Genomic DNA, 24,364 nt, shown 5'->3' on the forward strand with positions numbered 1-24,364 from the left:
ACTAAATCTAACAGAGAGGATGAGGTCATGTCTTTTTTCAAAAAGAAGTATGTACTAGTCTCTTTATTCGTATTGGCTATCTCTGCTGGTGCAATCGCTTACGTAAATGGTCAATCGAAATCGGACGTGCCCATTCATAAAGTCGTCAACCTTTCAGCCAACTCCTTAACATTTCATGAAATAGATAAGCTGGATGCGTTTGCTGAACTGATCGTTATTGGTTATGCAACAGAAGATTTCAGAGATCGAGAGCATGTTATTACTGCATTTGATGATGGGACCATGCAATCCTTTCACACCAACACAAACATCAAGATTGAAAAGATATTGAAGAAACCCGACGATTTCCCTTCGGATCAGAACGAATTGACAATCATCGAACCCGTTAGCCTGGAAGGAGACGTCAAATATACAGCTAATGACTATGTAGAACTGCAGAAGGGTGATACAAGTGTGCTCTTTCTGCTGAGAAACTCCTATGGCGACTATGGATTAATCAACGATAACTTAGGTAAATTCAGCCTTGAAGGGATAACTCAATATAGTGTACCTCATTCCTCCACCGCACAAGCATTATCAGAATACGAAACTTTCCGGGACTCTGTGATGAAGAAGTACACTTTGAATTGAGGTTTCATCATGCAACAATCATCCCTTTGCAGACATAGCTGCCCTCTTTTAATCTATTTCACTTCTTTATCCAGACTAACGCCAAATGATGAAGTTATCGATTTTTGTCTAAAATCATTGGGTATCACTTTAATCTTCACATTTAGATGTATAGATTCAGGAAGATTCATTTCAGTTATATTCTCATGACCAATGAAGTAATGATGCTTTTCATTCAGTTCTATTAAACCTCCACCTGTTGAGCCAGAAGTTGAAATCAAATGTCCGTCATGATAAAGCTCACAAGCAATATTATATTCCTCCAAACTGAATCCTTTCACTTCATATCCAATCTTGATTTGATTTTCCGTGTAATCAGCATTTCGTAAACTGATCGCACCACCATTGACCATTTGGGTCTGAATTGCAATATTTGCTTCGGGCATCTCCGGTTTCTTTAATAGATAGCCTACTTTTAGGTACCATATAACTCCTAATACAACTACAGCAAGTACAATCAAAACAATGATAGACTTCTTCTCTTTTTTATACATAATCCTTACTCCTTACATCTGGACACTCTTTAAGTTCTTTTCAAACCAGTGTTTCAAACACTACGTTATCCCTGCTCGATCAACATCCGAATACTGTCTTGGATCATCGATCATCCATTCCATTCGGGATTATAATCGATTGAATTTCAGGTTTTCCCGCATTATCCTAGAAATACATTGTTAATTCTGTCTCGATCATAATCTAGAATCCAATCGTTATATTCTGTATAGATATCCACTAGCGCTTCCCTTGATGCTGAAATAACATCGCAACCTCTATCATCATAGATATGAAATATCGTTTTCTTACTTATATTAATGAAATACACCCTATGATAAATCTTTGGCTTAATTCCAACATCATGATTACATATAGCTTTGATTAACTGATTATATTTCAAGTCCTCAACTCTACATTTAGTCCAGTACCTATACATGTTGTTTCTTGGGTCTGAGATGTCATCCGATTCACAATCCAAACCTGGAATTATCTCAAGGCTCAAGACTCTAATCGGCCCTTTCTTCTTGATATATTTCCTGTACAGGTTCAATTTCTTCACTTTGTGTTTAGGCTTATCTGCAAAATAAGCTTGAGTTATGAATAGGACTTCATCTTCTTGATCATGAAGAGCCTTAAATAATTCAATTGATCGATGATAAACTTCTTCCATGTAATGCTCCGTATTCATTCCAAACATCAGAGGATTGCCAAGCTCGAATCGTATTGCAACATCCCAATTATAAAAATGAGGCGGTTCTAAGGTCAGGTTTGGAAAATGCTCTGCCAGGTACGTCTTCAGATCCATTCTGTGGCCTCCATCTCTTCAATAGTTGCCGATTTGACATATGAAAAATTAACTCCAGAACATTCCGTTATGACCTTCGTCAACGATCTTGAGTTGAGTTTCAAAATCTTCGTTCGGTTCGATATCATCGATGAAATGCCATTTGCCTTTACTGTCTTGCCAATACACTGTCCATGCCTTCTCATCCAATCTGAACTGTGCTACCGGCATCTGTACCCATTGATCACTTTGAAAGGTTTGTCTTTCCTCAATCAACGTCACATGTTGTCCTCTGATTTTATAACTAATCTTTATCTGACTTTACACATGCTCGGGTACAGCCTTCTCGGTGTAATGCTCCATAATCTTTTGAATTCGTTTCTTCGTAAAATCATCCATGCTCTCTAACTCTCCTGCCTTGATCCGTTTTGCTTTGATTATATCATGTTGTTTTCTCCGATTTAAATGATGCTTTTAGTGTTGTAAAAGGTGAAACGGAGCGCGGCTTATGCAATGGCAAGCCGCGTCAGGATGAGGTGCTGCGCCCAATGGGCAGCACCTCATGGGGTTGCACCGCGTGCATTAGCGCGGTGCTCATGCTGCCATCACGAGCACATTTGCATGATGGCAACACTTGGTGCATCACGATAGCTACGCCGTGATGCCCGCAAAAAAGCGCCGCGACTTCATCGTCGTGGCGCTTCCTCCTGCTACATAAGCCAATCGGCCATGCAGCTTTTGTTACGCTACTGCACCCCATAGGTGCAGCATAACGTTTTCTTTCGATTTTACAATTTTAACAATGGGGCTATGCTAATCATTTACGACTTAGGGAACAGACCACGAGCTGGATTCTCCTCATCTAAAAGCTGCCTCTCAAGCCAACAGAGCCTGAGCGATCTGATCGATAATGCCAGTGATACCTGTGGGTCCATAACAGCCGATTCATGTCGCGGAATGCTCCGTCCTAACATCCCTGGGGTTTCGCATCGCTAGTGCTTCATTCATAGAAATGATGTTCAACCTTTTATACCACTAAAGGTAATGCCGCTAATAAACGTCTTTTGAAGAAAAAAGAACAAAACAATAATTGGTAATGTCATCAAGGTGGATACGGCCATTAATAGACCCCATTCGGATCCCTTTTGACTCTGAAATTGCTGCAATCCGAGCGAAACCGTGTAAGATGGTTCATTGGTTAAATATAGCAAGGGGCCCATGAAATCAGTCCAGCTCCCCATAAATTGAAACAATGCCACGGCTAATACGGCGGATTTGGCTAGTGGAAACATGATCTGTAAATATATGCGGAACTCACTAGCGCCGTCCAAGCGGGCCGCTTCACGCAGGGCATCAGGCAGTCCCATGAAAAATTGCCGCAACAGAAAAATGTAAATGGGCACTCCAAAAAATTGGGGTACAATCAGTGGAAGAGGTGTTCCCACCCAACCTAATTTAGTAAACAACAGGAATAGAGGAATCATGGTCACCTGTCCGGGGATCATCATAACAGCAAGGGTAACAAAGAAAAGTAAACCTCTCCCACGGTACTCTAACTTGGCAAAACTATATGCAACCAAGGGACAGGATATGATTACACCAAGCGTACTAACGATAGTTATAATCGCCGTGTTTTTCAGATATGTCCAGAAAGGGATGTACTCAACAGCACGGGAATAATTACTCCACAGAATTGGACGCGGAATCCACTCTGGTGGGAATGTAAAGATTTGTGTGAGTGGTTTAAGAGAAGTCGAAAGCAGCCAAATGAACGGAATCATGAAAAATGCAGAAGCAACAATTAGACATACATAGGCTAACGCACGGTTGATTCTTTTGATAGCGGTAGGATTCATCCCTTACTTCCTCCTTATTTCCCTTGATAATGAACCCAGCGTTTAGACGTAATAAAAATAATTCCGGTTAATGCCATAACGATAATAAATAAGATCCAGGCCATTGCGGAGGCATAACCCATTTTGAAATACCTGAATCCGTTCTCATATAAATACATGACGTAAAAAGTCATGGAATTTGCAGGAGTTCCTTGCCCTTTGGTCAACGTATAGGGAAGAGTAAACTGTTGGAATGCACCAATCATTCCCATGACAAGGTTGTAGAAAATAACGGGAGTGAGCAAAGGCAGGGTTACCTTTCTCGTTTTCTGAAACCAGTTAGCTCCATCGATTTGCGCCGCTTCATAGTACTCCTCAGGGATGTCTCCTAATCCAGCAAGGTAGATAACGACAGCTTGCCCAATACCCCAAAGCGACATCAGAATGAGAGAGGGCTTGGACCACGACTCACCACCAAGCCAAGCGGGCCCATCGATACCGATATTCGCTAACATCCCGTTCACCAATCCGAAGTTTGGATGTAACAGCCACATCCACAGAACAGCCAGAGCCACTTGTGGCACGAGAGTAGGTAAGAAAAAGATCGTTCTGAATACAGCCATACCCTTGACCTTCATATTCAACATCATAGCGAGTGCCACACCGAAAAATATACTTAATGGAACAAAAAATACCGTAAAATAAATCGTGTTGTATATGGATTTCCAAAACAGAGGATCATGAAAAAGCTCTTTATAATTATTCATTCCGATAAATTCACCCGGCTGTAGAATGCTGTAAGTAGTGAAGCTGAAGTAGATGGACATTAGCATGGGAATTGCATAAAAGCATAGCAGCCCTATAGCCCAAGGTGAAGCAAACAGCCACCCAATCACGTTAGTTCTGTGGAGTGCTCGTTTCCTTGCCGATGGAATTGCTTTTACTTGAACTGGATCGGCCAGTTTCGCCATGTACATTCTCCTTCCAATTGTCATTCATGAATAGGCAAGGAGATAGTTCGCTCCCTGCCTACCGAGCACCCTATTTGTCGTATTTTTCTAAAGCCTTATTAACAGTCTCTGTTACTCTATCCAGGTTTTCTTTCGGAGTACCGTTACTGCGGGTAGCCTTTTCCGTAGCGGAAGCTAACTCATTCCACAGCAGTTGTCCTTCAGGAATAACCGGGCGGTTATGTGAATTGGGCAAAATATTAATAAATTCCTTCATAATCGGATCGTCCTTGTAACCGTATTTGTCGTTAACCGAATCGATAACGGAAATTTGAGAGTCAGCGTTTAATAACGTTTGCCCTTCTTCTTTCCCTAAGAATTCGAGGAATTTCCAAGCAGCAGCGACGTTCTTGGCGCCTTTAGGGATAATAGCGGAACCGCCTCCCGACCATGTCGTAAAATTAGTACCTGTTGGGGTCGGTATGGGTGCAACACCGTAGTTTAAATCCGGCTTAAATTTTTCGATACCCTTCACCGTGAAGTTTCCACTTATCTTCATGCTGACTTGACCGGAAATAAACGGATCCATTTCCTCCGAGCCAGCTGCGCTTGTGAATCCGGCGATATCCTCGACATTGTATTTTTGGCCGAAGTCTGTCATCCATTGCAGCGCTTCAACGACTTTAGGATCATTTGCGGTAATTTTGCCGGTGGCAGCATCCTGGAATTCTCCCCCAAATGCCCATCCCCAAGTATACAGCCAGCCTTGCGAATACCATGGGATGAACCCAATCCGTTTGAACCGTTTACCTTCCTTGATGGTTAACTTATCGGCGGCCGCCTCAAGCTCGGCGATCGTTTGTGGTGGTTTGTTGGGATCCAACCCTACTTCTGTGAAATGATCCTTATTGTAAAATAGCAGGCGAGAGTCCGTATCCATCGGTATTGCATAAAGCTTTCCTTGATAACTGGACTCCTCCCATGCAAATGGATAATACATTTCCTTACGTATTCCGGATTCTGCTGCCATCGAGGATAAGTCAGTCAGAGAACCTTGCGCAGCCCAAGTACCGACCTTAAACCGATCGAAAAGTGCAACGTCAGGAGGATTGCCGCCTGCGACTGCAGTCAGCAGCTTCTGGTCGGATCCCTCGTTGGATTCTGTATAAACCAAATTCATTTTGATTGTAGGGTTTTTCTCTTCAAATGCCTTCACGACTTTATTCATATTATCTAAATCAATGGAGGTAAGACCATGCCACATCGTAACCGTTGTAATCCCCTCTCCGGCCTGGTCGCTAGAGCCTCCCTTCGTTGAACAAGCCGTTACAAGCAGTAACATAACCAGAAAGCAAACAAGAATTGGAAATGCGAATCTTTTGGATCTCCTCATTCAAAGTCCCCCTTAAGTTAAATGAATTCGTTTAACTTGAATTCCTATAGAATCCACTTCATTTTCTGATCATCCACAACTTATGTAAGCGCTAACAACTTTGGTGATATGAACTATTAAAATCAGAAAATGATGAACACCGTGAATTTGTTATAGGAGCCCACTAGTTATACTGAGTATATTAATATGACATCATAAAACATGTCAATTGCAATATTACGACATCCCTATTCATGATGTATGGCTTTAATTTAGATATAGAAATCGACGTTTCATATGTCTGATATCAAAAAAAGTGCCGAAAAGCCCCTCGGGACTTCTCGACACTTTGAACAATATCCTTGCTTTTGTTTAGCTGCACTTGTATAGACCCTACCCGTTATTTTTCACGACCATACGATGTTTAATAATGTTCAGCTCGGGAACTGCTGTTCCATGCAATTGAGAGATTAACATATCCACTGCCAATTCACCCATCTGCTTCTCATCCTGCTTAATATGAGTGAAGATGGGTTGACCCAGGTGATCGTTCAGGGAGTCGAAACAAACGATCTCGAATTCCTCCAGAGATTTCCCCATCGAGTGGATGACTTGAGCCAGCATGGTAGCTATTAGAAATTCCGATGCGACAAACGCCTTTACATCAGGGTGTTGTTTCAAAAAGTGCTTTACTGTTTCTTTATCACTTTCAATCGCTGTTCCATTTATGTTCTTGGGAAGGGTGCCCTTCAAGTTCGTCAATACATAGTTTTTGTTCAAATTCATTCCTTCCTGGGTGAAGGCAAACGTATATCCGAGCAGCCTTTCCTCCAATGTTGAAGTGTTCTCTTCCGGCGGAGATAAAAAGGCAATTTTTTTATGACCTTTGCTAATCAGATGACGCGTAAGATCCATGGCTGCTTTCTTATTGTCTGTATATACCGAACAAACCGGAATTCCTTTTAGATATCTATCAGCCAAAACAATTGGAAACCGATCTAATACAAGTCGAAGCAGTTCAGAATTATAGTGTTGACCATGAATGGGGGTCACGATTAATCCTTTGATGCCTAAACCAATAAATAAGTCAATCGCACGTTTTTCCTCATCCCGATCCCCGCAAGTTCGCTTGATAATGAGTTGATAATTATGCTCAGCACTCCGCTTTTCCATCGATCTAAGAAGTTGCAGGCCAAACTCGTCAGAAAAATTCGGTATAATAAATCCGATCAACCGCTTATCGTCCTCAGGAACCAAAGTTGTTCTTACCTCTGAATAATGCTTCGGTTCTTGTCCTCCAATGATACCATCGGCTACATATGAACCTTTTCCTTGTATTCGTTTAATAACCCCAGAATCTGCCAATTTCTCCAGAGCCTTTTTAGATGTAATACGACTGACGCCAAATTTTTCAGCCAACTCTTTTTCAGAAGAGACTCGGTCACCTTCTTTTAAACGACCTTCTTTAATCTCTTGTACAATATAGCTATATATCTGCTCGTATAAATGCAATTCCACAAAACCACCCTGACATCATAATATTAATATACTAAGTATATTACACAAGAAGTAATTCGCAAAGTTACCGGATGGGATTGTGGTGTTCCGTGAAGAAGGTCGAGTGTCTCCTAGAGGCTTGATGATTGTACAGGCTTCCTTTCTAGTGTAAACGTTCTTATAGATTCAGATTCAATACGTCTTTTATCTCTCATGAACGAAGTAATTTAAATTCCTTTAGATCAATAGCAAATTCTCCTTCCGTCAGTATATCGAGTCCCAAAAGTCCGTTAATGTTGTGATATTTAAATGAAGTAAAATCTATGTATACATCCTTTAAAATAAAATCCCCTACCTGTATTTCCTCGATTCGCTTACTGAAGGAATGCTCTTTACCTCCAATCCCGTAGCTGGTTATGATTTCATCGTCCATACTCACTTGTATCCCAATCTCATCTACTTCATCCTGTGAAATCAAGCTGTGACTGGCTCCTGTATCGATCACAATGTTCGATATCACTTTCTTTTGCTTATTAAAATGGACTGTTATTTCCGTAAATAACAGTCCATCTCTATATTCAATATTCATTTAAAGATTTCTCTTTAATCCTAGATTTTTCCGTACTTTCACAACGATTTGATCTTTGGAAGTATGATAAACCAAAGTCTTGTCTCTACTGTTCAATAATTCACGAGTCGCTTCTTCATCACTGATCGGGCCAATCACAGCCACATCATCAATGATCTCTTGATTGTCGGTTTCTTCAGAATGAAGAACTTCGAATTTGACGAATTGATTCGGAAAAATTTGTTGAACATCTTGCCATTTCATCATTTTCCCTCCTCTGTTTGATGGTTATATTATACCATCTCATAGCCTATAACTCTCACTGGAATTTCACCTAACGTTGTTACATTCACGAGCCCTCACTACCTTAAGCCCCGAAGGGGCGGCCGCGATGCGGTTAGGTAGTGCAGGGTTGTCCGCTGAATCTACTCCACCGAAATCCCTCTTGCGGGACGATTCGTGAATGCGTTGTTATATGATATTAACGTCTTCTTAAAGATACTTAACAATATCTTTCTTTTATTCGAGATGCTTTGTACAATTGAATAGAACGCATTCCCATTCTCTTTCATTCAGTTTAATAATCGTAATTGATGTATTTTTTATATTTGTTTTAGTAAAGATCTTCGGAAATAAGTGTTGTAGTGTCAGTCCAATTAATGCTCCATGGCTAATTATTAGAATTCGTTTATTCGGATACTTAATACTGACTTCTCGAATAAAGTCTATACCACGTTTTGCAACTTCCTCAAAAGGCTTCATTCCCAAACTTTTCAAACGCCAATCAGTTCCCCATTTCATAATTCGCTCTTCTTCGGTGGTGCCTTCAATTTGACCACAGTTAATTTCTCTTAACCGGTAATCAGTAGTTACCGAATTTATTCCTAATGCATTACTAATAACTTCAGCTGTTTGCAAAGCCCTTATTAAGTCACTCGAGTAAATAAAATCCCATTGTTCACTATAAACTCTTTTAGCAGTTGCTATAGCCTGTGCCAATCCTTCCTCATTTAATGGAATATTTGAAATACCTTGTGCCTTACCGAGAGAGTTCCATTCAGTTATTCCATGCCTTATTAATCCAATGGTTGTTGTCATATATAAACTTTGCCTTTCTAAAGCATTTACGCTGATTTCATATAACGTTCCTGTATCCACGACGTCCCACCGACTTAAGCGACCAACTGGAGCGGCCGCGATGCGGTTAGTCGGTGCGGATGTGTCCGCTGATTCTGCTTCCCTGCCGATCGCTTCAAGCGGACCGAGGGCCGTCAGGCCCGAAGCGTGGAGATATTAGCAGATGTTAATGTCATCTTAGAATTGCTTCAAAAGTTCTTCTCTTGCTTTGATTAACCACGGATGGACTAATTTCAATTTGTCTCTTTGTTCCCATATGTTATTTAAATAGATTAGTATTCCTTCTGTTATTTTGTGTTCATCCACTTTTGTTCGTATGTCCTTCAAATATTGATGGTCTCCTGGAAGTTCCCATGAGATCTTATCAGAAATAAATAAGACTTTATCCAATAAAGAGGAATGCGGCTTCATAGTTGTATGACACTCTATTGCACTTAACATTTCTTGATCATCAATTTTAAATATTTCAATAGCCATCGCTTTTGATAGCTTTTGATGTACGATTCGGGCATAAGTTCTCTCTTCCGGCAAGATTTCTATTGAAAGCACTTCTGAAACATGTAACATTTCTTTCACTGGAATGACATTACTTATATCATGAAGAAGTCCTACTTGCTCCGCTTTCAATGGATCTGCATTATATAATTGAGCAACTCGTCTTGCTTCAGCTGCGACTCTCAATGTATGTTCCAATGTTTCTTTGTCATTATGTATTGTGAAAAACTTCTGGATATCATACTTTAGGTCATTCGTTAATTTAAAGTTTGGCACAAACTGTTCAAGTATGGTGTTCATGTTTTTGGGTTCCCCTTTGCGTTAATTTCTGCTAACATCTTATTTATGCACTTCGTAAATACCACAGATCCTCTCTGATATGTGAACTACGTATATGATAACCGATGCTGTAGTATTTGCGAAGAAGAATTTGGTGAAAAAGGTAGATTTATGGGCGTACTCAATCTCCAAGATCCAAACGATCCAGCGGGCTCTGAATACGCTAAATATTTTTCGTACTAACATGCGTATATCGCTGAGTTGTTCGTGCACTCGTATGACCAAGGAGCTCCTGAATATAGCACAGGTCTGTTCCGTTTTCCAACAAATGAGTAGCAAAAGAGTGTCTCAATACATGAATACTCACCTTTTTCACAATGCCTGCCCGTTGTCTAGCTTCTTCTGAAAACCTTCTGCACACTCCGCTCGTAAGATGCCGATCAGAAGTTTGCCCTGGAAAGAGCCAACGACTTGGCCTATATTCAGTGATGTATTTCTGCACCATATCCCACGCTAGACTCGATAGAATCGTTCTCCGATCCTTTTGCCCCTTCCCCTGTCTCACGATGAGTGTTTGCCTTTCAATATCCAGATCGCTGCACTGTAGACGAACAACTTCACTTACACGAAGTCCAGAAGAATAGGTTAGAAACAAAATGGCCTTATGTTTAGGGTTGGTTACCGATTTGAGCAATTGAGTGTGGGATATGGAGGTGTAGTAACTCAACGGAACCTTTAGTTCTGGTAATCGCCTGTTCAGTAGTAGCATATTTATTCATAGGAAACTCTCCTTCATTTGGAAAGGTTATGTTGTTGAACCAAATTCGCAAAAACAAAAAGGAAGGCCCTTCTTCATCCACTAGGGAATCAGACGACCTTCCGATGCTTTCGGAACATATATGCTGTTGTAAAAAAAGTAGAACAGCGCGCGGCTTGTGCATTAGCAAGCCGCGTAAGGATGAGCTGCTGCGCCCAAAGGGCAGCACCTCAAGGGGGCACCGCGTCACTGATCGCGGTGCTCTCCCCAGGCCGCTGCACCTACATGGCAGCGGCTTCTTCTCCCAGCGGCAGCGTGTAATACTGCGCCTGCTGCCCTTCGTGCTGCTGGTACACTACGACCAGCAGCGTCCGGCCTTTCGCGGCAAGCGGGCTGGCGCCAGCTAGCACACGCTCAAGCCGGAACGGAAGCACATCCAGTACGGTGTGCTTCTGCAGTTCCTTTTCGCCGAGACCAAGGTCGGCGAAAGCACGGGCACCCATAACCGTCTGTGCGGTCATGGCCGAGGTCATCGGCAACGCACGCGAAGCGTTGCCGTCTTCCCCGTCCGCCGCTCCATCCGCGGCGGACACTGTTGCGTCGCCCGAAGTGAGCGACGCTTCACCCCCGGCTTCGCTGCCGATCACACCCGCCGCATCTGCGGCAGAGTTCTCCCCGGCAGCAGCCGAGCTTTCCACAGCGGCACTCGGACCCGTGCCGCTGCTTTCCAGCCATGCCGTGCCAGCGGCACCGGCAACACGTGGCAGACGAACGTCTTCCGGACGTTCAGCCAACGTTTTCATGTAACCAGCCCATTGGTCTTTCTGGAGCGGATCTTCCCACCAGATTTTGCGCGGTTTGTATTTGTGGCCAAGGAAATAATCCAGCTTCATCAAACCTAGCACGATATCCATATGCGGCGTATTCCGCGACTCCAGGAAGCTGTGCAGACGAGTGAACAAATCCTCCAGTTGGTGACCGATCTTCTGCCAACCCTGACCCTCCCAGTAATCCCCAAACGCCTGGAAGAAATCAAACGGCGAGGTGAACTCCTGCTCCATCAGGTACTTCAGCGTATGGTCCATCCGGTGTGCGTTCCAGTATTTTTCCAGCACATCTTCCAACCGCTTCAAGCGTACGATGTCACTGAACGGCAGCACGTCACTGCCCAGAATCTCATACGGCGCATGATCCATGTACGTATAGTTGTACTTTTCCGCATCCAGGCGCAGACCTGTACCACGCAGCATTTTGAGGAATCCGAGCTGAAGCTCTTCCGGCCCCAGTGCAAATACATCGTTAAACGTCTTGCGGAACGTATTGTAATCTTCCTCTGGCAGTCCGGCGATGAGATCCAGATGCTGGTCGATTTTGCCGCTGGCTTTCACCTTGTTCACGGTACGGCTCAGCTTCGTAAAGTTCTGGCGGCGTTTCACCAGTTCATTCGTCGGATCATTCGTGGACTGAACCCCGATCTCGAAGCGGAATGTGCCCGGTGGCGCATTCTCTGCCAGATAGTCCAGTACTTCGGGACGCATAATATCTGCTGTAATTTCAAACTGGAACACCGTTCCCTGATGATTCTCGATCAGAAATTTGAACATTTCGAGCGCATAATCCCGTTTGATATTAAACGTCCGGTCTACAAACTTGATCAGCTTCGCACCCTTCTCAATCAGGTACAGAATGTCCGACTTTGTCCGCTCAATATCATAATACCGCACGCCGACCTCAATACTGGACAGACAGAACTGACAACTGAATGGACAGCCCCGACTCGTCTCAAAATAAACAACACGCTTCCCAAGCTCCGGTATATCTTCTTCAAATCGATGCGGTGACGGCAGATCGTTCAGGTCCGCTTTCGGGCGTCCTGGCATGAGAATAACCTCTTCTCCTTTGCGATACGCCAGTCCATAGACAAAGTGGAACTTCTTGCTTCCTTCCAGCTCCATCAACAGCTGATGCAGCGTCTCTTCCCCTTCACCCATCACGATGAAATCGACATTGGGAATTCGGTTCATCCAATATTCCGTGTCGTAGGACACTTCCGGCCCGCCCAGCAAAATTTTCACGTCAGGCATAACCTTTTTCAGATTATCAATGACCTTGATCGTCTCTTCAATGTTCCAGATGTAACACGAGAAACCAATCACGTCCGCCCCGCGCTGGTACAGATCAGACACAATGTTCATGACTGGATCCTTGATCGTATACTCCGCCAGGTCAATATCAAAATCCTTCTCACTGTATGCCTTCAGACAACGCAAGGCCAGGGAGGTATGGATGTACTTTGCATTTAATGTAGAAAGAATAACCTTCATGGTTCACAACCTTTGCCTGGACACCCAGACCATATATTTTTTGGGAAAAGTAAAGCTCCACAGCCATCCTGCCCCGGACACTGTTCATCTAAACCTCTTTTGAACTAGCCATTCCATCTCTCATGGACATATCCAACTTTTGTCTTTCAAAGAGTGGACACTCTTTTCAAAAAGACATATACACCACGCCAAACCCAAACCACAACATACAGCACACAACAAATAAAATTAAACTACATGTAGTACATCCTGCCATCTACCAGCTCTTACGCTAATGTCCACCCTTTGAAAGACAATTAACCTTAATTTGTCCACAATGCAGAGACACACTATAGTCCAATTCCATTTCAAACTTAATTGCGCTCCTGCTTTCGACAGGTTTGAAGATATCCTCTGGATAGACATATAGCATCTCTACAATCAATTAAGCTTTACGCACATGAGCCTCAAAGACCTGAAAGCGCGAATGTAACCACAATTCACACTTCATCCCAACTTGCTCATATCTGATTATACCTTTGCATACTACTCAAACTCGTAAAATGCATCATCATCCGTACCGACTTCTTCACCCGATTGCTTCTGGAAAAACTCCAGGAACGGCAGTCCGTACTTGCGATACTTGACTTCACCGACCCCTTTGATATCCAGCATGTCACGTTCCGTCTGTGGACATACCACACTCATCTCGCGCAGGGTCGCGTCATTGAAGATAATGTACGACGGCACATGCTCTTTCGCCGCCAGATCACGCCGGATCAGACGAAGTTGTTCAAATACCGTCTCGTTAACCGCAGATGGCATCGCATCGCGTCCACGACGTCCACCATAGTTTGTACCCGAAGCCGCCGCAACTGTCTTGCGGACGACACGCTGCATCACTTCACGTTGACCCTTCAGCACTTCCACCGCGAGCGGCTGTAAACGCACGACCGGATACTGTCCCTCGGACAGCATCAGATATCCTTCCGATACCATCACGTTGATGATCTCCGATATCTCGCGCTCTGTGCGATTTCCCATCACGCCGTAGGTTGGCAGGGAATCGAAGCCGTAATCGAGCACTTTTTTGGCACGGGAGCCTTTGAGCACCGAAGCGACCAGCGATACACCATACCGTTCACGCATGCGGTGAATGCAGCTGAATATTTTCTGAGCATCAATCGTCATGTCTACCAGCTCACGGTCGTCCGTACAGGAACTGCAAATACCGCAAGGCGTGTCGTCATGTACCTCACCGAAATAATCCAGCTGCGCACTACGCAGACAACGCGTCGTGTAACAGTAATCCACCATCTGTTGCAACTTCCGGTAATCGTTCTGTTTGCGGTCGCCCTCCATCGGATTCTGTTCAATCAGGAACTTCTGGGTGATAATGTCCTGTGCCCCGAATAGCAGAATACACTGACTGGGCTCGCCGTCCCGGCCTGCACGTCCGGCTTCCTGTACATATGCCTCCATGTTCTTCGGCATGCTGTTATGAATAACGTAACGCACGTTCGATTTATCAATCCCCATCCCGAACGCATTGGTCGCCACCATCACTCGGATATCATCGTACAAAAAAGCTTCCTGGCTCTGGGACCGTTCATCGTCCGTCATGCCGGCATGGTAGCGCCCAGCGGGCAATCCCGCCTGCAACAAACGCTGATGCAGATCGTCCACGTCCTTACGGGTCGCGGCATACACAATGCCTGGCTCGCTGGCATGCTCGCGCGCATAATTCAGGACAAAGTCCTTCTTGCTTTCGCCACGCAGCACGCTAAACGCCAGATTATCCCGCCCAAGTCCGGTCACATACGTCTGCGGGTCCTGCAAACGCAGCAGCCGCAGAATATCACCCATGACCTCGGGCGTCGCTGTAGCCGTAAAGGCCGCAACCACCGGCCGCTCCGGCAAACTGTCCACAAACGGCGCTACCGCAAGGTAGCTTGTCCGAAAATCATGCCCCCACTGTGACACACAGTGGGCCTCATCCACAGCAACGCACGAGATCGGCAAATAGCCCATCTCCTCGCGGAACCAATCCAGCTCCAGTCGCTCAGGCGCGACATAGAGCAATTTCAGCTCACCGCGCTGCGCCGCGCGGATACGATCATTCACTTCTTTGCCGCTAAGTGTACTATTAATATACGCGGCAGCAATTCCGGCGGTCGTCAACGCATCGACCTGGTCCTTCATTAATGAGATTAACGGGGAGACGACAAGTGTCAGTCCCGAATATAACAGAGCGGGAATCTGATAACAGATCGACTTACCGCCCCCGGTTGGCATAATGCCAAGCGTATCTTCGCGTTCCAGCAGGCTGGCTACGATCCTTTTCTGTCCCTCACGGAAGTCGGGGTAACCATAATATTTTTGCAGGAGACCCTGCGCTTCTTCTAATGTTGGTGTTTGCACACTCATGTAAAGACTCCTTACTTATCACCGGTGTTCTTCCACCAGCTTGGTCCGATCCGATTCTGACATCCGAAAGCGGCTCATATGCCGCATCCTTGACAACAAAATGGCGTTCTCATGACTTGTCCGTCAAGCAAACGCCGCTCCCTTTAGTTTAACGGCCCAGCCCCGAATGAGCAACCGCGTTTTACTGTAAAACAATCTTTTGCAAATGTGTAATAGTGGTATAACCTGAGTCATAGGAAAGATTGCGAGGAAATTCAGATGTAATTTAACAATCTAGGACAAATTAAAAACAATCGCATGCCTTTTTGGGGACAAGACGATTGTTTGAATTAAAGTACACTTGCTAATCTTTTAGCGCCTCAACTTCAGACACAGTTAGACCACTTGTTTCGGCAATAACTGAAACTTCAATCCCGAATGAGAGCATATTTTTTGCAATTTCAATCGCCTTCCTTTTTTCGCCTTCAACTAACCCTTTTTCCAATCCTTTTTCCATTCCCTTTTCCGTAGCCCACTCTATCATCGAAGCTTCATCATGCAAATACTTCTGACGCTCTTCATACAAACGACGTGCTTCCCTATCCTGACTCAAGAACTCCAGCGTATCCATTGCCTTCTTCAAAGTAGGTTCGTTCATTTGCAACACCTCCCAATTGGATTTATCAGCACCTTTCAGGAACAAAAGCCAGTTGATCAGCCCACCTTCCATCGGAACGGATTGATCGTCCAGCTTGGACAGCTCCATGAAATGCACTTCAAGATCATCACTCAGTTCAAGTCCGCTGTGATCTTCCCTCAGATGAAACACATTATGATAACGCTCATTTTCGATAAATGAGTAATTTAAAATATTAATGGTCACACACTTTTTCAGTTCCTTGTACGTTTGGCCTTCCTGCAACTGACTGGAATAACGCTTGCTCCAATAGTATAGGGTCCGCTTTTCAATATCATATTTATTAAATAACTGCATCTCAATGTTGATTAATTTACCCTCAGCTGTTTTCGCCCAAATATCAAATATGGACTGTTTATCGAGTGGAGCATCTTTATTTGTCTACGGGTTGAGAAGTACGATCTCTGTCAGTGGCTGCTCACCCGACTCTGCAAACGTCCGGTTCAAGAACACCAGCAGGACATCTTTATTTTCTTCACTGCCAAAAATACGCTTGAAAACAAAATCGTTCCGAGGATCGAGCAAATCAGACATCTGACCATCAACTCCGTTTCTTTCTATTATACCATGTCGGATGTAGATATTAGCAGGATGCATTTCGATATCCGTATGAATTAACTAACTCCGATCTCACTCATTGACAACTGTTGCTCTTGCATTCATACGATAATACAATCCTTTCCTCTGCATCAGTTGTTCATGCGTTCCATCTTCGGCAATTCGGCCATGTTCCATCACAAGGATGCGGGAGCACTGACGAGCAACCTCCATGCGATGTGTGACAAGCAATCCTATGCTGCCTTTCATAAAGTTCAGCAAGTGATTCATCACGTTCTGTTCTGTCTGAATATCCAGGGATGACGTTGGTTCGTCCAGAATGTACAGATCGGATGACCTCATAAAGAGCCTGGCCAGCGACAGTCGCTGCTGTTGTCCTCCAGATAAATTGGCGCCTTTCTCTTGCAATATTGATGTGTATTGTCCTTCCTGAGCCTCAATGTATTCTTGCAAATCAGCCTGTTCTGCCGCAAGCTTCACTCTGTCCAACGTAGCGTCTATATTCAGACGGATATTGTCCTCAATCGTTCCTGAAAAGAAGGTTGGTATCTGCGGCATATACGTGAGTCTGGACTGGTCATCTATCTCTATATACTCTGCAACATGTTGATTACCCAGCAAAACGCTTCCGTTTGTTGGCTCGATCAGCCCTGCACACACTTGGCACAGTGTAGATTTGCCAGCACCACTGGCGCCAACTACCGCAACCAGTTCACCAGGAACCAGATTAAGCGTAATCTGATCCAAAATCTTCCGACCACTGTCTTCATCGGTTACCGTAACCTGTTGAAGACGTAGCATAGCCATTTCGTTCTTTTCATGTGCCCCTTTTTGCGTACTCTCTTGATCTTGGTTACAAATTCCCTGTGCAAGCTCCTCGTGCTTAGTATTAGATGCGTCTGTCTTCTTGTTCTCCGCCAATTTCAACCATGCAGAGATACGTCCAAATGCACCCACGCTGGCTTGCATCTGACTCCACTGGCTGGACAAGCCGAGTACTGGCCACACCACCAATTCAAACAGCAGACTACTTGCAACAACCATGCCCGGAGACAAAGTTCCCCTAGCCGCTGACAAAGCAATAAGGAACAACGCTGCCAATTGAGCCAGACCAAACACCGCCATCGCCACGTTATCCGACATGCTCAGGGTCATCTGTAACTTAGCCTGAACACGATTCAGTGATTGCTGTTGTGTCCGAAAACGAGCGAGAAACCACGGTGAAGCATCATACATCTGAATCACAGGTATCCCTTCAACATACTGTTGGATCTGTTCTTGGGACTCGCCTTCTCTGGATTCGACCTCATCGGACAGATGTACAATCCGCTGATCATACAACCTCGCCGTAAACCAGATTGCCCCTGCACTTACCAAGGCAATAACCGCAACCCATGCATCTGCTCTGTACAAGTATCCCAGCGATAGAGCAATGATGAATACAACCGTAACACCCTCTGCAATGGCCTCCACAACTTCCGCACCATGCTTCGTGTCTTCCTTGATGCGAAGCATCACATCCCCGGACTTCTGCCTGCGCACCCAGGAATAGGGCATCCGGTTCAACAGTTTCAACAGATCCATCGACATGTCCCGTTGCATTGACTCCTTCAGCCATACCAGCACATAACGATGCATCGCGAGCAACATGATAAACCCTGCCAGAATGGCGATAAAGATCAATGCCGTAGCATTAAGCTGCTCCTGTCCCCCATCATGAATGGCATCCACAAAGAATCCCTGTACAAAGGTAAGTCCCCAATCGAAGACCGCATCTGCTGCAATAAAAATGAGCAAAATCGCTACAGCTAATCCATAAGGCTTCATCCAGCGATAAATAACGGGCCATACCGTTGCTAATGATACAGCTTGTTTTGGGTCATCTGGAACATCACTTTCGTTCATCTGATGATGAGCTTCATTTTCGATATTTTCTATTTCATTATTTTCATTTATCTCATATGCTCCACTTTTCTCATGACTGCTTTTCATTTCAACGTCATCGGCATATGCTGCATCTTCGGTCTTGTTACTCATGCTGTTCCTCCACTTCCGTATCTTGCTCCGCAATATAACTTCGATATCCGTTTGGACGATCCAGCAATTCTCGATGAGTCCCCGTATCTTCGACGCGTCCCTTCTGAATATAGATGACCTGATCTGCCCGTTCTATCAGCGATAATCGATGAGTAACTGCAATAACCGTTGTGCCTTTGTCAGCAGTGATTCGTGCAAAGAGATCATTCAATCTTTGCTCATGCCACGGGTCTTGAGATGACGTCGGTTCATCCAACAATAGAATATCCGGGTGCCTCAGCAGCGCTCTTGCTAGACTAATACGCTGAAGCTCACCACCCGACATTGTCCCGCCTTGCGGTTGAAGCTCTGTCCCATAACCGAGCGATTGACGCATAATGGCGTCATGTGCATAAGTCATGTGGGCCACAACCTCTACTTGTTCGGCAGATATCTCCTCTTGTCCAAAAACAATATTCTCTTCCACTGTACCTGTGAAAATAAAGGCTTGTTGCGGAACATATACCTGATTGACATGTGCTGTCTGAACTTCGTTCACACCATTCAGTGAATTCTTCTGATTCATGACCTGAATCGAACCAGTAACAGGTGTATCTAATCCGGCTATTAATTTCAATAACGTGGTTTTCCCGCATCCACTTGGTCCTGTAATTACAGTAAGCTTTCCTTTCTTGGCTTCAAAAGTAATATCCCTTAACACTTCTTCTTGCTTTGCATACTTATAAGACACATGCTGTACGTTGATGCCAGCCAGTTTAGATTGCTTTTCAAGCTGCCCCAAATGCGTATCGGACTGTACATATGTATTTGTACTGGTATTAGCAACCGTGTTCTTTTTCTCCAAATCCAGCACCTCAAAGATTCTGGACGCATGGGAAGCTGAACCAATAAAATCATTCCACAACCCAGATAACGATTCAATCGGACGAGTTAATTGACTGCTTGCTACCAGAAAAGCTGCCAGTCCTCCTACATCCATATGTCCATTCAGGACCTGCATGCCGCCTAGATAGAGAATCAGAATCATGCCACCATACGTCGAGACCCGTCCGGCTGCTTCCGAAAGACGTTGTAACACAGATACGGACATCGTATGTCTGAACACTTGATCCATTCGATCTTTAAAATGATGGTGTACATAACCCGCGAGTCCGTAACTTCGGATCTCAACTGGGGCTTGGATGATCTCAGTTAGTATCTCATCTCTTGAAGCTGCGCTGGCATTCAACTGATCATGCCGTCTTTGTAGACGTTTACCAAGTCCTACCGTTACAAGAGGATAGATTAATGTGAATGCAATGATAGCCAACGACAGCGGCAAGTTCACCCAACTGAAGTAAGCAAAGGCAAGAATCAGTTGAATGATATTTTTTGCGAGTTCAATACCATGTTGGTTTATCCCCTTCTGTGCTTCCTTGGCTGAAGTCCATATCCTGGAGGTTAGGTCACCCGTATGATAATGTTCCAGATCCCGTGTCTCTGTGTTACCAAGGGAGGAGAGCAGTAGAGACTGCACAGACAATAATGTCTTTTGCTGGAATAACGTCTCGACCCTCGTCATGAATGCGGTTACAATCAATCGTAATACTACAATGCTAACGCCTATGATTAAACCTGAGTAGAGTAGCGAAAACTGTGCTTCGGTAGCACCTTTGACCAGTCTTCGGATCGATTCCAAATAACCGACCTCAATCAGGGAGACCATACATGCGGCGAAAAGCAACAGAATGATGAACATACGGTACTTGCCCGTTAATGTCCATAATCGAGTTAACATGCCTAACGTTGAATAAGTTCTTTTGTCAGCTAACATGGATGGTTTCTCCAATCTTGTCATTAAATTATGTACTTGGTTATGATATCATCGGTGATAAGGGAAAAATGAACATTTATTGCTGGAAGTACTATTCGAAGTAGGGAGATTGATATGCAATATGATTTGCTAGACACATTGGATAAGCTATTCGACTACATAGAAGACCATATTCAAGACAAATTAACGCTGGATCATCTGGCATCTGTGACTCATATATCCAAATTCCACCTGCATCGCATGTTCAAACATGTAAGCGGACAATTGCCTGGAGAATACATTCGCTCACGCAAATTGGCACGCAGCCTGGAGCAATTGGTGAATCTGAACTGGAAAATTATCGATATCAGCGGACATTACGCTTTTGAACATGAACAATCCTACATACGTGCTTTCAAACAAGCCTTCGGCATTACACCCCTGCAGTATCGCAAACAGGGAGCTGGAGACCTTGAATTCACAGCTCGTATGACTTCATCCATGATCACAATACTTCCGTATGGATATATTTTCAAACCAACGTATGTACGAAAACCGGTCATGAAACTCATCGGACAGCGTTCCCATATTCGGTATGCAGATAACGAAGAGCATTATGAAGCCAATTCAGCAGGCAACGACTTTTTTGAAAAACACTTTCATTCGATTCCTAACGTGCTGCAACCCAACGTATATATCGGATTTACCAATGAAATTAACGAGGATTACAGTACATATCAGCCGTCTGTAGAAGTAACCAGTCTGGATCATATTCCTGAAGAACTCGACGGAATTGAGGTCCCGGCCAACCAGTATGCCGTATTCAAATTCGTCTGTGATTTCCATCCAAGTCTGATCAACATTGATCATCTGGACAGTGTCTGGACATTTATAGATGAATATTGGCAGAGCCATTCAGGGTACGAGAAGAGTGATCCATACTATTTTGAAAGAATTGACGGCAGTCTGGCTCAGGACCACTACGGAGAGTTGGACATTTATATTCCTGCAAAGCAAATTTCACTGTAAGCTGCAAATGGAGGTCCAATGTTTATGGATCAAAATACTCAAGCTAATTCAAGTTCATCCCATACAGATTCTCGCAAACCTTGGATACGTAGACACCCTATTCTTACTACATTTACATTGTTAATTCTTGTACTGTTCGTTGTCTTATTCCTGTATTTCTGGCTCCGACCATACTTCTCCACATTTGACCGTTCCGAACAGGGGGAATTGAGCTATTCGATGCCTTCACGGAATGGTGAGTATACTGCCGCGATCTACGGTGTGCCCTATGGTGGTGCCGCAGGCGGGGTTACGATCTGGGTCGATGTAAAGAAGACAAATGCCCCTGAGGACGCCACGGTAAAAACGATCTATCGTGCCGAGCACCACGGGAATAACCATCTCGAATGGGAAAGTGAAAACACAATCCGGATTGAAAACTGGAATGAATACACGGATGAGACCATTACCCTCAAGATTGATGATGAAATATATGATGGACGGGGCTGGGCGTGCAAAAGCTTGCGGATGAAAGACCAATATGTGCGATGCTTGGCACCCGAAAGATAAAGCAACTTAGCAGCTAAAATGACGGCCCTATGCAATGAAGGTCTCATCTTGACGCGTAATACTCACTGCATCTCACATCAGAAGTTCCACGATGCATATGCCTTGTGAGAAATCTCACCAAATGCTACTTTCATTACACCATGGCAGGAGATACACGCAGCACGAGAAGCATTAAAAGCCCCGCTCACCGACTCTTTCGGTCAAGCGGGGCTACTCTTGTTCATTAACAACTTCGCAACCATCGGACTTAAAACATATGCAGCATTATAATTTATCTATCATATCTATTCTGCTTCTGCTTCTGCTTCTGCTTCTGCTTCTGCTTCTGCTTCTGCTTCTGCTTCTGCTTCTGCTTCTGCTTCTGCTCACAATTGTGCCTTACACTCTATTTCCACTCAACCCTTATTTTCACACTGATCCGTCCTATCGCACCCTACAGCAACGATTCGTTTTTGTTGCCCTCTCACTTCTGCTTCAATCTATTTGCCTTACTTCCTTCTTCCCGCTTCAAACGTTTCTGTCCTCATCTGCCCCAGTTCGTATCGCTACTTACGAGGTGACTCTTCACCACGTTCTTCCCGCTCCTTCATCTCTTTGCGCACCACTACTTCGAGTTTCTGCCGATTGGCAAGTAATCCGGGATCGTTGGGCAAGTACTCACGGGCTTTGGTGTTATGCATGAGTGCCTGCTCCCAGTTGCCCAGATGAGCATAACAAAGGGATAAACGAGCATGTGGCAGCCATGTACGGCAAGCCATAGGCACCGGGCGCAGACCCGGATCGCGGCTGCTCACGTCCACCGCCTGCATATACCAGTAGATCGCCGAGACCGGTTCATGCCGTTCATGGAAACAGGCAGCAATGGCGCAGCAGAAATCGGCATGCGGCAGATCATACTGGAAAGACTGCAGCAATGCGCCGAGCTTACGGCCCGGCTCACCCAGTCGTTCATAACATTCTGCCAGCCGCGCGCAGGCAATCAGGCGATCCTCGCGGTAACCGCTTGGCTGTTCCAGCAGCTTCGCGTACCCGCGTACCGCCGCCGCATAACGCTGGCGGTCATAACATTCGCCTGCATAATAAAACAGCAGGCGGCCTTGGGCTACGCCCTCTTCGGCGATCCATTTGCGCAGAATGCGCACGTTTCGCGCCGAATGATGTCCCGCTTCGCGGCGATGCGTGACGGCAATGTCTGCCGTAATGACCTCGCCCCGCGGGAAGCTAAGCTGCTCGTGCAGCCGGCCATGCCAGCGGCACCCGGCATCCCGCTTGACCAGGCGAAGGCGTCGGTCCGTCACAAGTGGACTCCCCTCCGCTCCCTCGGCCAGCGTGTAGTTCAAGATCACAGCTTCCGTCTTCCCCCCGGACGGAAGCTGCTGCTTCAACACCTCCAGCTTCGCCCGTTCCGCGGGCAGCAGCACATCATCCGCATCCAGCCACAGGATATACTCCTGCGTGGCCTTGGCGAATGATTCATTCCGCGCTGCGGCAAAGTCTTCCTCCCATTCATACGTGTAGACCTGGTTGGTGTACTGCGCAGCAATGTCCATCGTGCGATCTGATGAACCGGTATCCACAATGACGATCTCGTCGGCGATGCCAGCAACCGAGTCGAGACAGCGCGCTAGCGTGCGTTCCTCGTTCTTCACAATCATGCACAGACTGATGGTGATCACGTTTTGAGCCCCTTCCTGTCGTACGCGTATTGCAAAATGTCATAACGGGTCTGTTCTTCACTGGCTAGGTACGGGTACTAAGCCACTCCAATATCCTCTTCAAACTTGCGAGTAACTTGTAATCCAAGATCATCAGCACTACCACTACAAGCGGCTGCTTTCACACGCTCATTTTTCCAAATCTCAAAGTCCAATAAAGACTTCATTTCATTTACACTGTGGCTAACGAACTGAGGTAACGCTATATGGTGTATTTCAGCCACTTGGATAATGTAACGAATCTGACGTACACTATTTCCGCATTTTAGGCATCCATTCGTCGTTTATCGCAGCTTTCGGATGAAATAGCGTCGCTGAGATTCGTTAGAATATAGAATAGCTCTAGCTCTGCCGTCACACTAAACAACAGGGAGGGATAAAAGATGCTCTTGTGGCCCGAATCCTCGCCTTGCCGCTGTCCCTGTCCCTGCCCCTGTTCC

Annotated in this window: 20 protein-coding genes and 1 pseudogene; 3 read left to right on the forward strand and 18 right to left on the reverse strand. The window is 45.0% G+C overall.

Annotated features, from left to right (window positions below; genetic code table 11):
• Positions 1–27 precede the first annotated feature (27 nt).
• Entirely contained in the window at positions 28–630 is a 603-nt protein-coding gene (locus tag FE296_RS22640; protein ID WP_150366425.1) for a hypothetical protein, read from the forward strand.
• A 53-nt stretch (positions 631–683) separates the two neighbouring features.
• On the opposite strand, the gene FE296_RS22645 is transcribed toward FE296_RS22640, so the two are convergent.
• From FE296_RS22645 to FE296_RS22725, 17 genes and pseudogenes are all read right to left on the reverse strand, one after another.
• Positions 684–1,163 (reverse strand): hypothetical protein, encoded by a 480-nt coding sequence (locus tag FE296_RS22645; RefSeq protein ID WP_150366426.1) that lies wholly within the window; start codon positions 1,161–1,163, stop codon positions 684–686.
• Between the two features lie 161 nt (positions 1,164–1,324).
• The gene (locus tag FE296_RS22650; protein WP_150366427.1) at positions 1,325–1,969 is read right to left on the reverse strand and encodes a DUF3885 domain-containing protein; all 645 of its coding nucleotides are present in this window, start codon (positions 1,967–1,969) and stop codon (positions 1,325–1,327) included.
• Between the two features lie 48 nt (positions 1,970–2,017).
• Positions 2,018–2,263 carry a DUF3024 domain-containing protein gene (locus tag FE296_RS22655; protein ID WP_486187798.1) on the reverse strand — a complete coding sequence of 82 codons (246 nt, stop codon included), beginning with the start codon at positions 2,261–2,263 and terminating at the stop codon, positions 2,018–2,020.
• Positions 2,264–2,967: 704 nt separating this feature from the next.
• Positions 2,968–3,804 carry a carbohydrate ABC transporter permease gene (locus FE296_RS22660; protein WP_091015157.1) on the reverse strand — a complete coding sequence of 279 codons (837 nt, stop codon included), beginning with the start codon at positions 3,802–3,804 and terminating at the stop codon, positions 2,968–2,970.
• A 14-nt stretch (positions 3,805–3,818) separates the two neighbouring features.
• Positions 3,819–4,754: a carbohydrate ABC transporter permease gene (locus tag FE296_RS22665; RefSeq protein ID WP_150366429.1), complete on the reverse strand. Its 936-nt coding sequence runs from the start codon at positions 4,752–4,754 to the stop codon at positions 3,819–3,821.
• 70 nt (positions 4,755–4,824) lie between these two features.
• Positions 4,825–6,126, reverse strand: coding sequence for an ABC transporter substrate-binding protein (locus tag FE296_RS22670; RefSeq protein WP_150366430.1), 1,302 nt, complete (start codon positions 6,124–6,126; stop codon positions 4,825–4,827).
• A 372-nt stretch (positions 6,127–6,498) separates the two neighbouring features.
• A complete protein-coding gene (locus FE296_RS22675) occupies positions 6,499–7,623 on the reverse strand; it encodes a GntR family transcriptional regulator (protein WP_150366431.1) in 1,125 nt (374 codons plus the stop codon).
• Positions 7,624–7,813: 190 nt separating this feature from the next.
• Positions 7,814–8,191 (reverse strand): retropepsin-like aspartic protease, encoded by a 378-nt coding sequence (locus FE296_RS22680; protein WP_124113507.1) that lies wholly within the window; start codon positions 8,189–8,191, stop codon positions 7,814–7,816.
• Positions 8,192–8,434, reverse strand: a complete 243-nt coding sequence (locus FE296_RS22685; RefSeq protein ID WP_150366657.1) for a hypothetical protein — start codon at positions 8,432–8,434, stop codon at positions 8,192–8,194.
• A 255-nt stretch (positions 8,435–8,689) separates the two neighbouring features.
• A complete protein-coding gene (locus FE296_RS22690; protein WP_150366658.1) occupies positions 8,690–9,268 on the reverse strand; it encodes a histidine phosphatase family protein in 579 nt (192 codons plus the stop codon).
• A 216-nt stretch (positions 9,269–9,484) separates the two neighbouring features.
• On the reverse strand, positions 9,485–10,102 hold the full coding sequence (yqeK, locus tag FE296_RS22695; RefSeq protein ID WP_150366432.1) for a bis(5'-nucleosyl)-tetraphosphatase (symmetrical) YqeK: 618 nt from the start codon (positions 10,100–10,102) through the stop codon (positions 9,485–9,487).
• A 202-nt stretch (positions 10,103–10,304) separates the two neighbouring features.
• The gene (locus FE296_RS22700; RefSeq protein WP_223869003.1) at positions 10,305–10,850 is read right to left on the reverse strand and encodes a tyrosine-type recombinase/integrase; all 546 of its coding nucleotides are present in this window, start codon (positions 10,848–10,850) and stop codon (positions 10,305–10,307) included.
• Between the two features lie 269 nt (positions 10,851–11,119).
• Positions 11,120–13,162 carry a B12-binding domain-containing radical SAM protein gene (locus tag FE296_RS22705; protein ID WP_150366433.1) on the reverse strand — a complete coding sequence of 681 codons (2,043 nt, stop codon included), beginning with the start codon at positions 13,160–13,162 and terminating at the stop codon, positions 11,120–11,122.
• A 525-nt stretch (positions 13,163–13,687) separates the two neighbouring features.
• Positions 13,688–15,568, reverse strand: a complete 1,881-nt coding sequence (recQ, locus tag FE296_RS22710) for a DNA helicase RecQ (RefSeq protein ID WP_150366434.1) — start codon at positions 15,566–15,568, stop codon at positions 13,688–13,690.
• A gap of 343 nt (positions 15,569–15,911) precedes the next feature.
• Positions 15,912–16,778, reverse strand: a pseudogene (locus FE296_RS22715) (Rpn family recombination-promoting nuclease/putative transposase).
• A gap of 96 nt (positions 16,779–16,874) precedes the next feature.
• Complete coding sequence (locus FE296_RS22720) at positions 16,875–18,839, reverse strand: ABC transporter ATP-binding protein (protein WP_150366435.1); 1,965 nt, start codon at positions 18,837–18,839, stop codon at positions 16,875–16,877.
• Positions 18,832–20,652, reverse strand: a complete 1,821-nt coding sequence (locus FE296_RS22725; protein ID WP_190945464.1) for an ABC transporter ATP-binding protein — start codon at positions 20,650–20,652, stop codon at positions 18,832–18,834. The genes FE296_RS22720 and FE296_RS22725 overlap by 8 nt, the downstream gene beginning before the upstream one ends.
• Before the next feature lie 114 nt (positions 20,653–20,766).
• On the opposite strand from FE296_RS22725, the gene FE296_RS22730 reads away from it, so the two are divergent.
• Together FE296_RS22730 and FE296_RS22735 are read left to right on the forward strand one after the other, a co-directional pair.
• Positions 20,767–21,660 (forward strand): AraC family transcriptional regulator, encoded by an 894-nt coding sequence (locus tag FE296_RS22730; RefSeq protein WP_150366437.1) that lies wholly within the window; start codon positions 20,767–20,769, stop codon positions 21,658–21,660.
• A gap of 24 nt (positions 21,661–21,684) precedes the next feature.
• On the forward strand, positions 21,685–22,209 hold the full coding sequence (locus FE296_RS22735; RefSeq protein WP_150366438.1) for a DUF5412 family protein: 525 nt from the start codon (positions 21,685–21,687) through the stop codon (positions 22,207–22,209).
• 545 nt (positions 22,210–22,754) lie between these two features.
• On the opposite strand, the gene FE296_RS22740 is transcribed toward FE296_RS22735, so the two are convergent.
• Positions 22,755–23,885, reverse strand: a complete 1,131-nt coding sequence (locus FE296_RS22740; RefSeq protein WP_150366439.1) for a glycosyltransferase family 2 protein — start codon at positions 23,883–23,885, stop codon at positions 22,755–22,757.
• Positions 23,886–24,364 lie beyond the last annotated feature (479 nt).

The organism is Paenibacillus sp. UASWS1643, assembly GCF_008693195.1.
In the GTDB taxonomy this organism is placed as follows: Bacteria; Bacillota; Bacilli; order Paenibacillales; family Paenibacillaceae; genus Paenibacillus; species Paenibacillus amylolyticus_B.

Coding starts and splice junctions, on each gene's coding strand:
- FE296_RS22640 (WP_150366425.1), top strand. CDS start 28: ATGTCTTTTTTCAAAAAGAAGTATGTACTAGTCTCTTTATTCGTATTG.
- FE296_RS22645 (WP_150366426.1), bottom strand. CDS start 1,163: ATGTATAAAAAAGAGAAGAAGTCTATCATTGTTTTGATTGTACTTGCT.
- FE296_RS22650 (WP_150366427.1), bottom strand. CDS start 1,969: ATGGATCTGAAGACGTACCTGGCAGAGCATTTTCCAAACCTGACCTTA.
- FE296_RS22660 (WP_091015157.1), bottom strand. CDS start 3,804: ATGAATCCTACCGCTATCAAAAGAATCAACCGTGCGTTAGCCTATGTA.
- FE296_RS22665 (WP_150366429.1), bottom strand. CDS start 4,754: ATGGCGAAACTGGCCGATCCAGTTCAAGTAAAAGCAATTCCATCGGCA.
- FE296_RS22670 (WP_150366430.1), bottom strand. CDS start 6,126: ATGAGGAGATCCAAAAGATTCGCATTTCCAATTCTTGTTTGCTTTCTG.
- FE296_RS22680 (WP_124113507.1), bottom strand. CDS start 8,191: ATGAATATTGAATATAGAGATGGACTGTTATTTACGGAAATAACAGTC.
- FE296_RS22685 (WP_150366657.1), bottom strand. CDS start 8,434: ATGAAATGGCAAGATGTTCAACAAATTTTTCCGAATCAATTCGTCAAA.
- FE296_RS22690 (WP_150366658.1), bottom strand. CDS start 9,268: ATGACAACAACCATTGGATTAATAAGGCATGGAATAACTGAATGGAAC.
- yqeK (WP_150366432.1), bottom strand. CDS start 10,102: ATGAACACCATACTTGAACAGTTTGTGCCAAACTTTAAATTAACGAAT.
- FE296_RS22700 (WP_223869003.1), bottom strand. CDS start 10,850: ATGCTACTACTGAACAGGCGATTACCAGAACTAAAGGTTCCGTTGAGT.
- FE296_RS22705 (WP_150366433.1), bottom strand. CDS start 13,162: ATGAAGGTTATTCTTTCTACATTAAATGCAAAGTACATCCATACCTCC.
- recQ (WP_150366434.1), bottom strand. CDS start 15,568: ATGAGTGTGCAAACACCAACATTAGAAGAAGCGCAGGGTCTCCTGCAA.
- FE296_RS22720 (WP_150366435.1), bottom strand. CDS start 18,839: ATGAGTAACAAGACCGAAGATGCAGCATATGCCGATGACGTTGAAATG.
- FE296_RS22725 (WP_190945464.1), bottom strand. CDS start 20,652: ATGTTAGCTGACAAAAGAACTTATTCAACGTTAGGCATGTTAACTCGA.
- FE296_RS22730 (WP_150366437.1), top strand. CDS start 20,767: ATGCAATATGATTTGCTAGACACATTGGATAAGCTATTCGACTACATA.
- FE296_RS22735 (WP_150366438.1), top strand. CDS start 21,685: ATGGATCAAAATACTCAAGCTAATTCAAGTTCATCCCATACAGATTCT.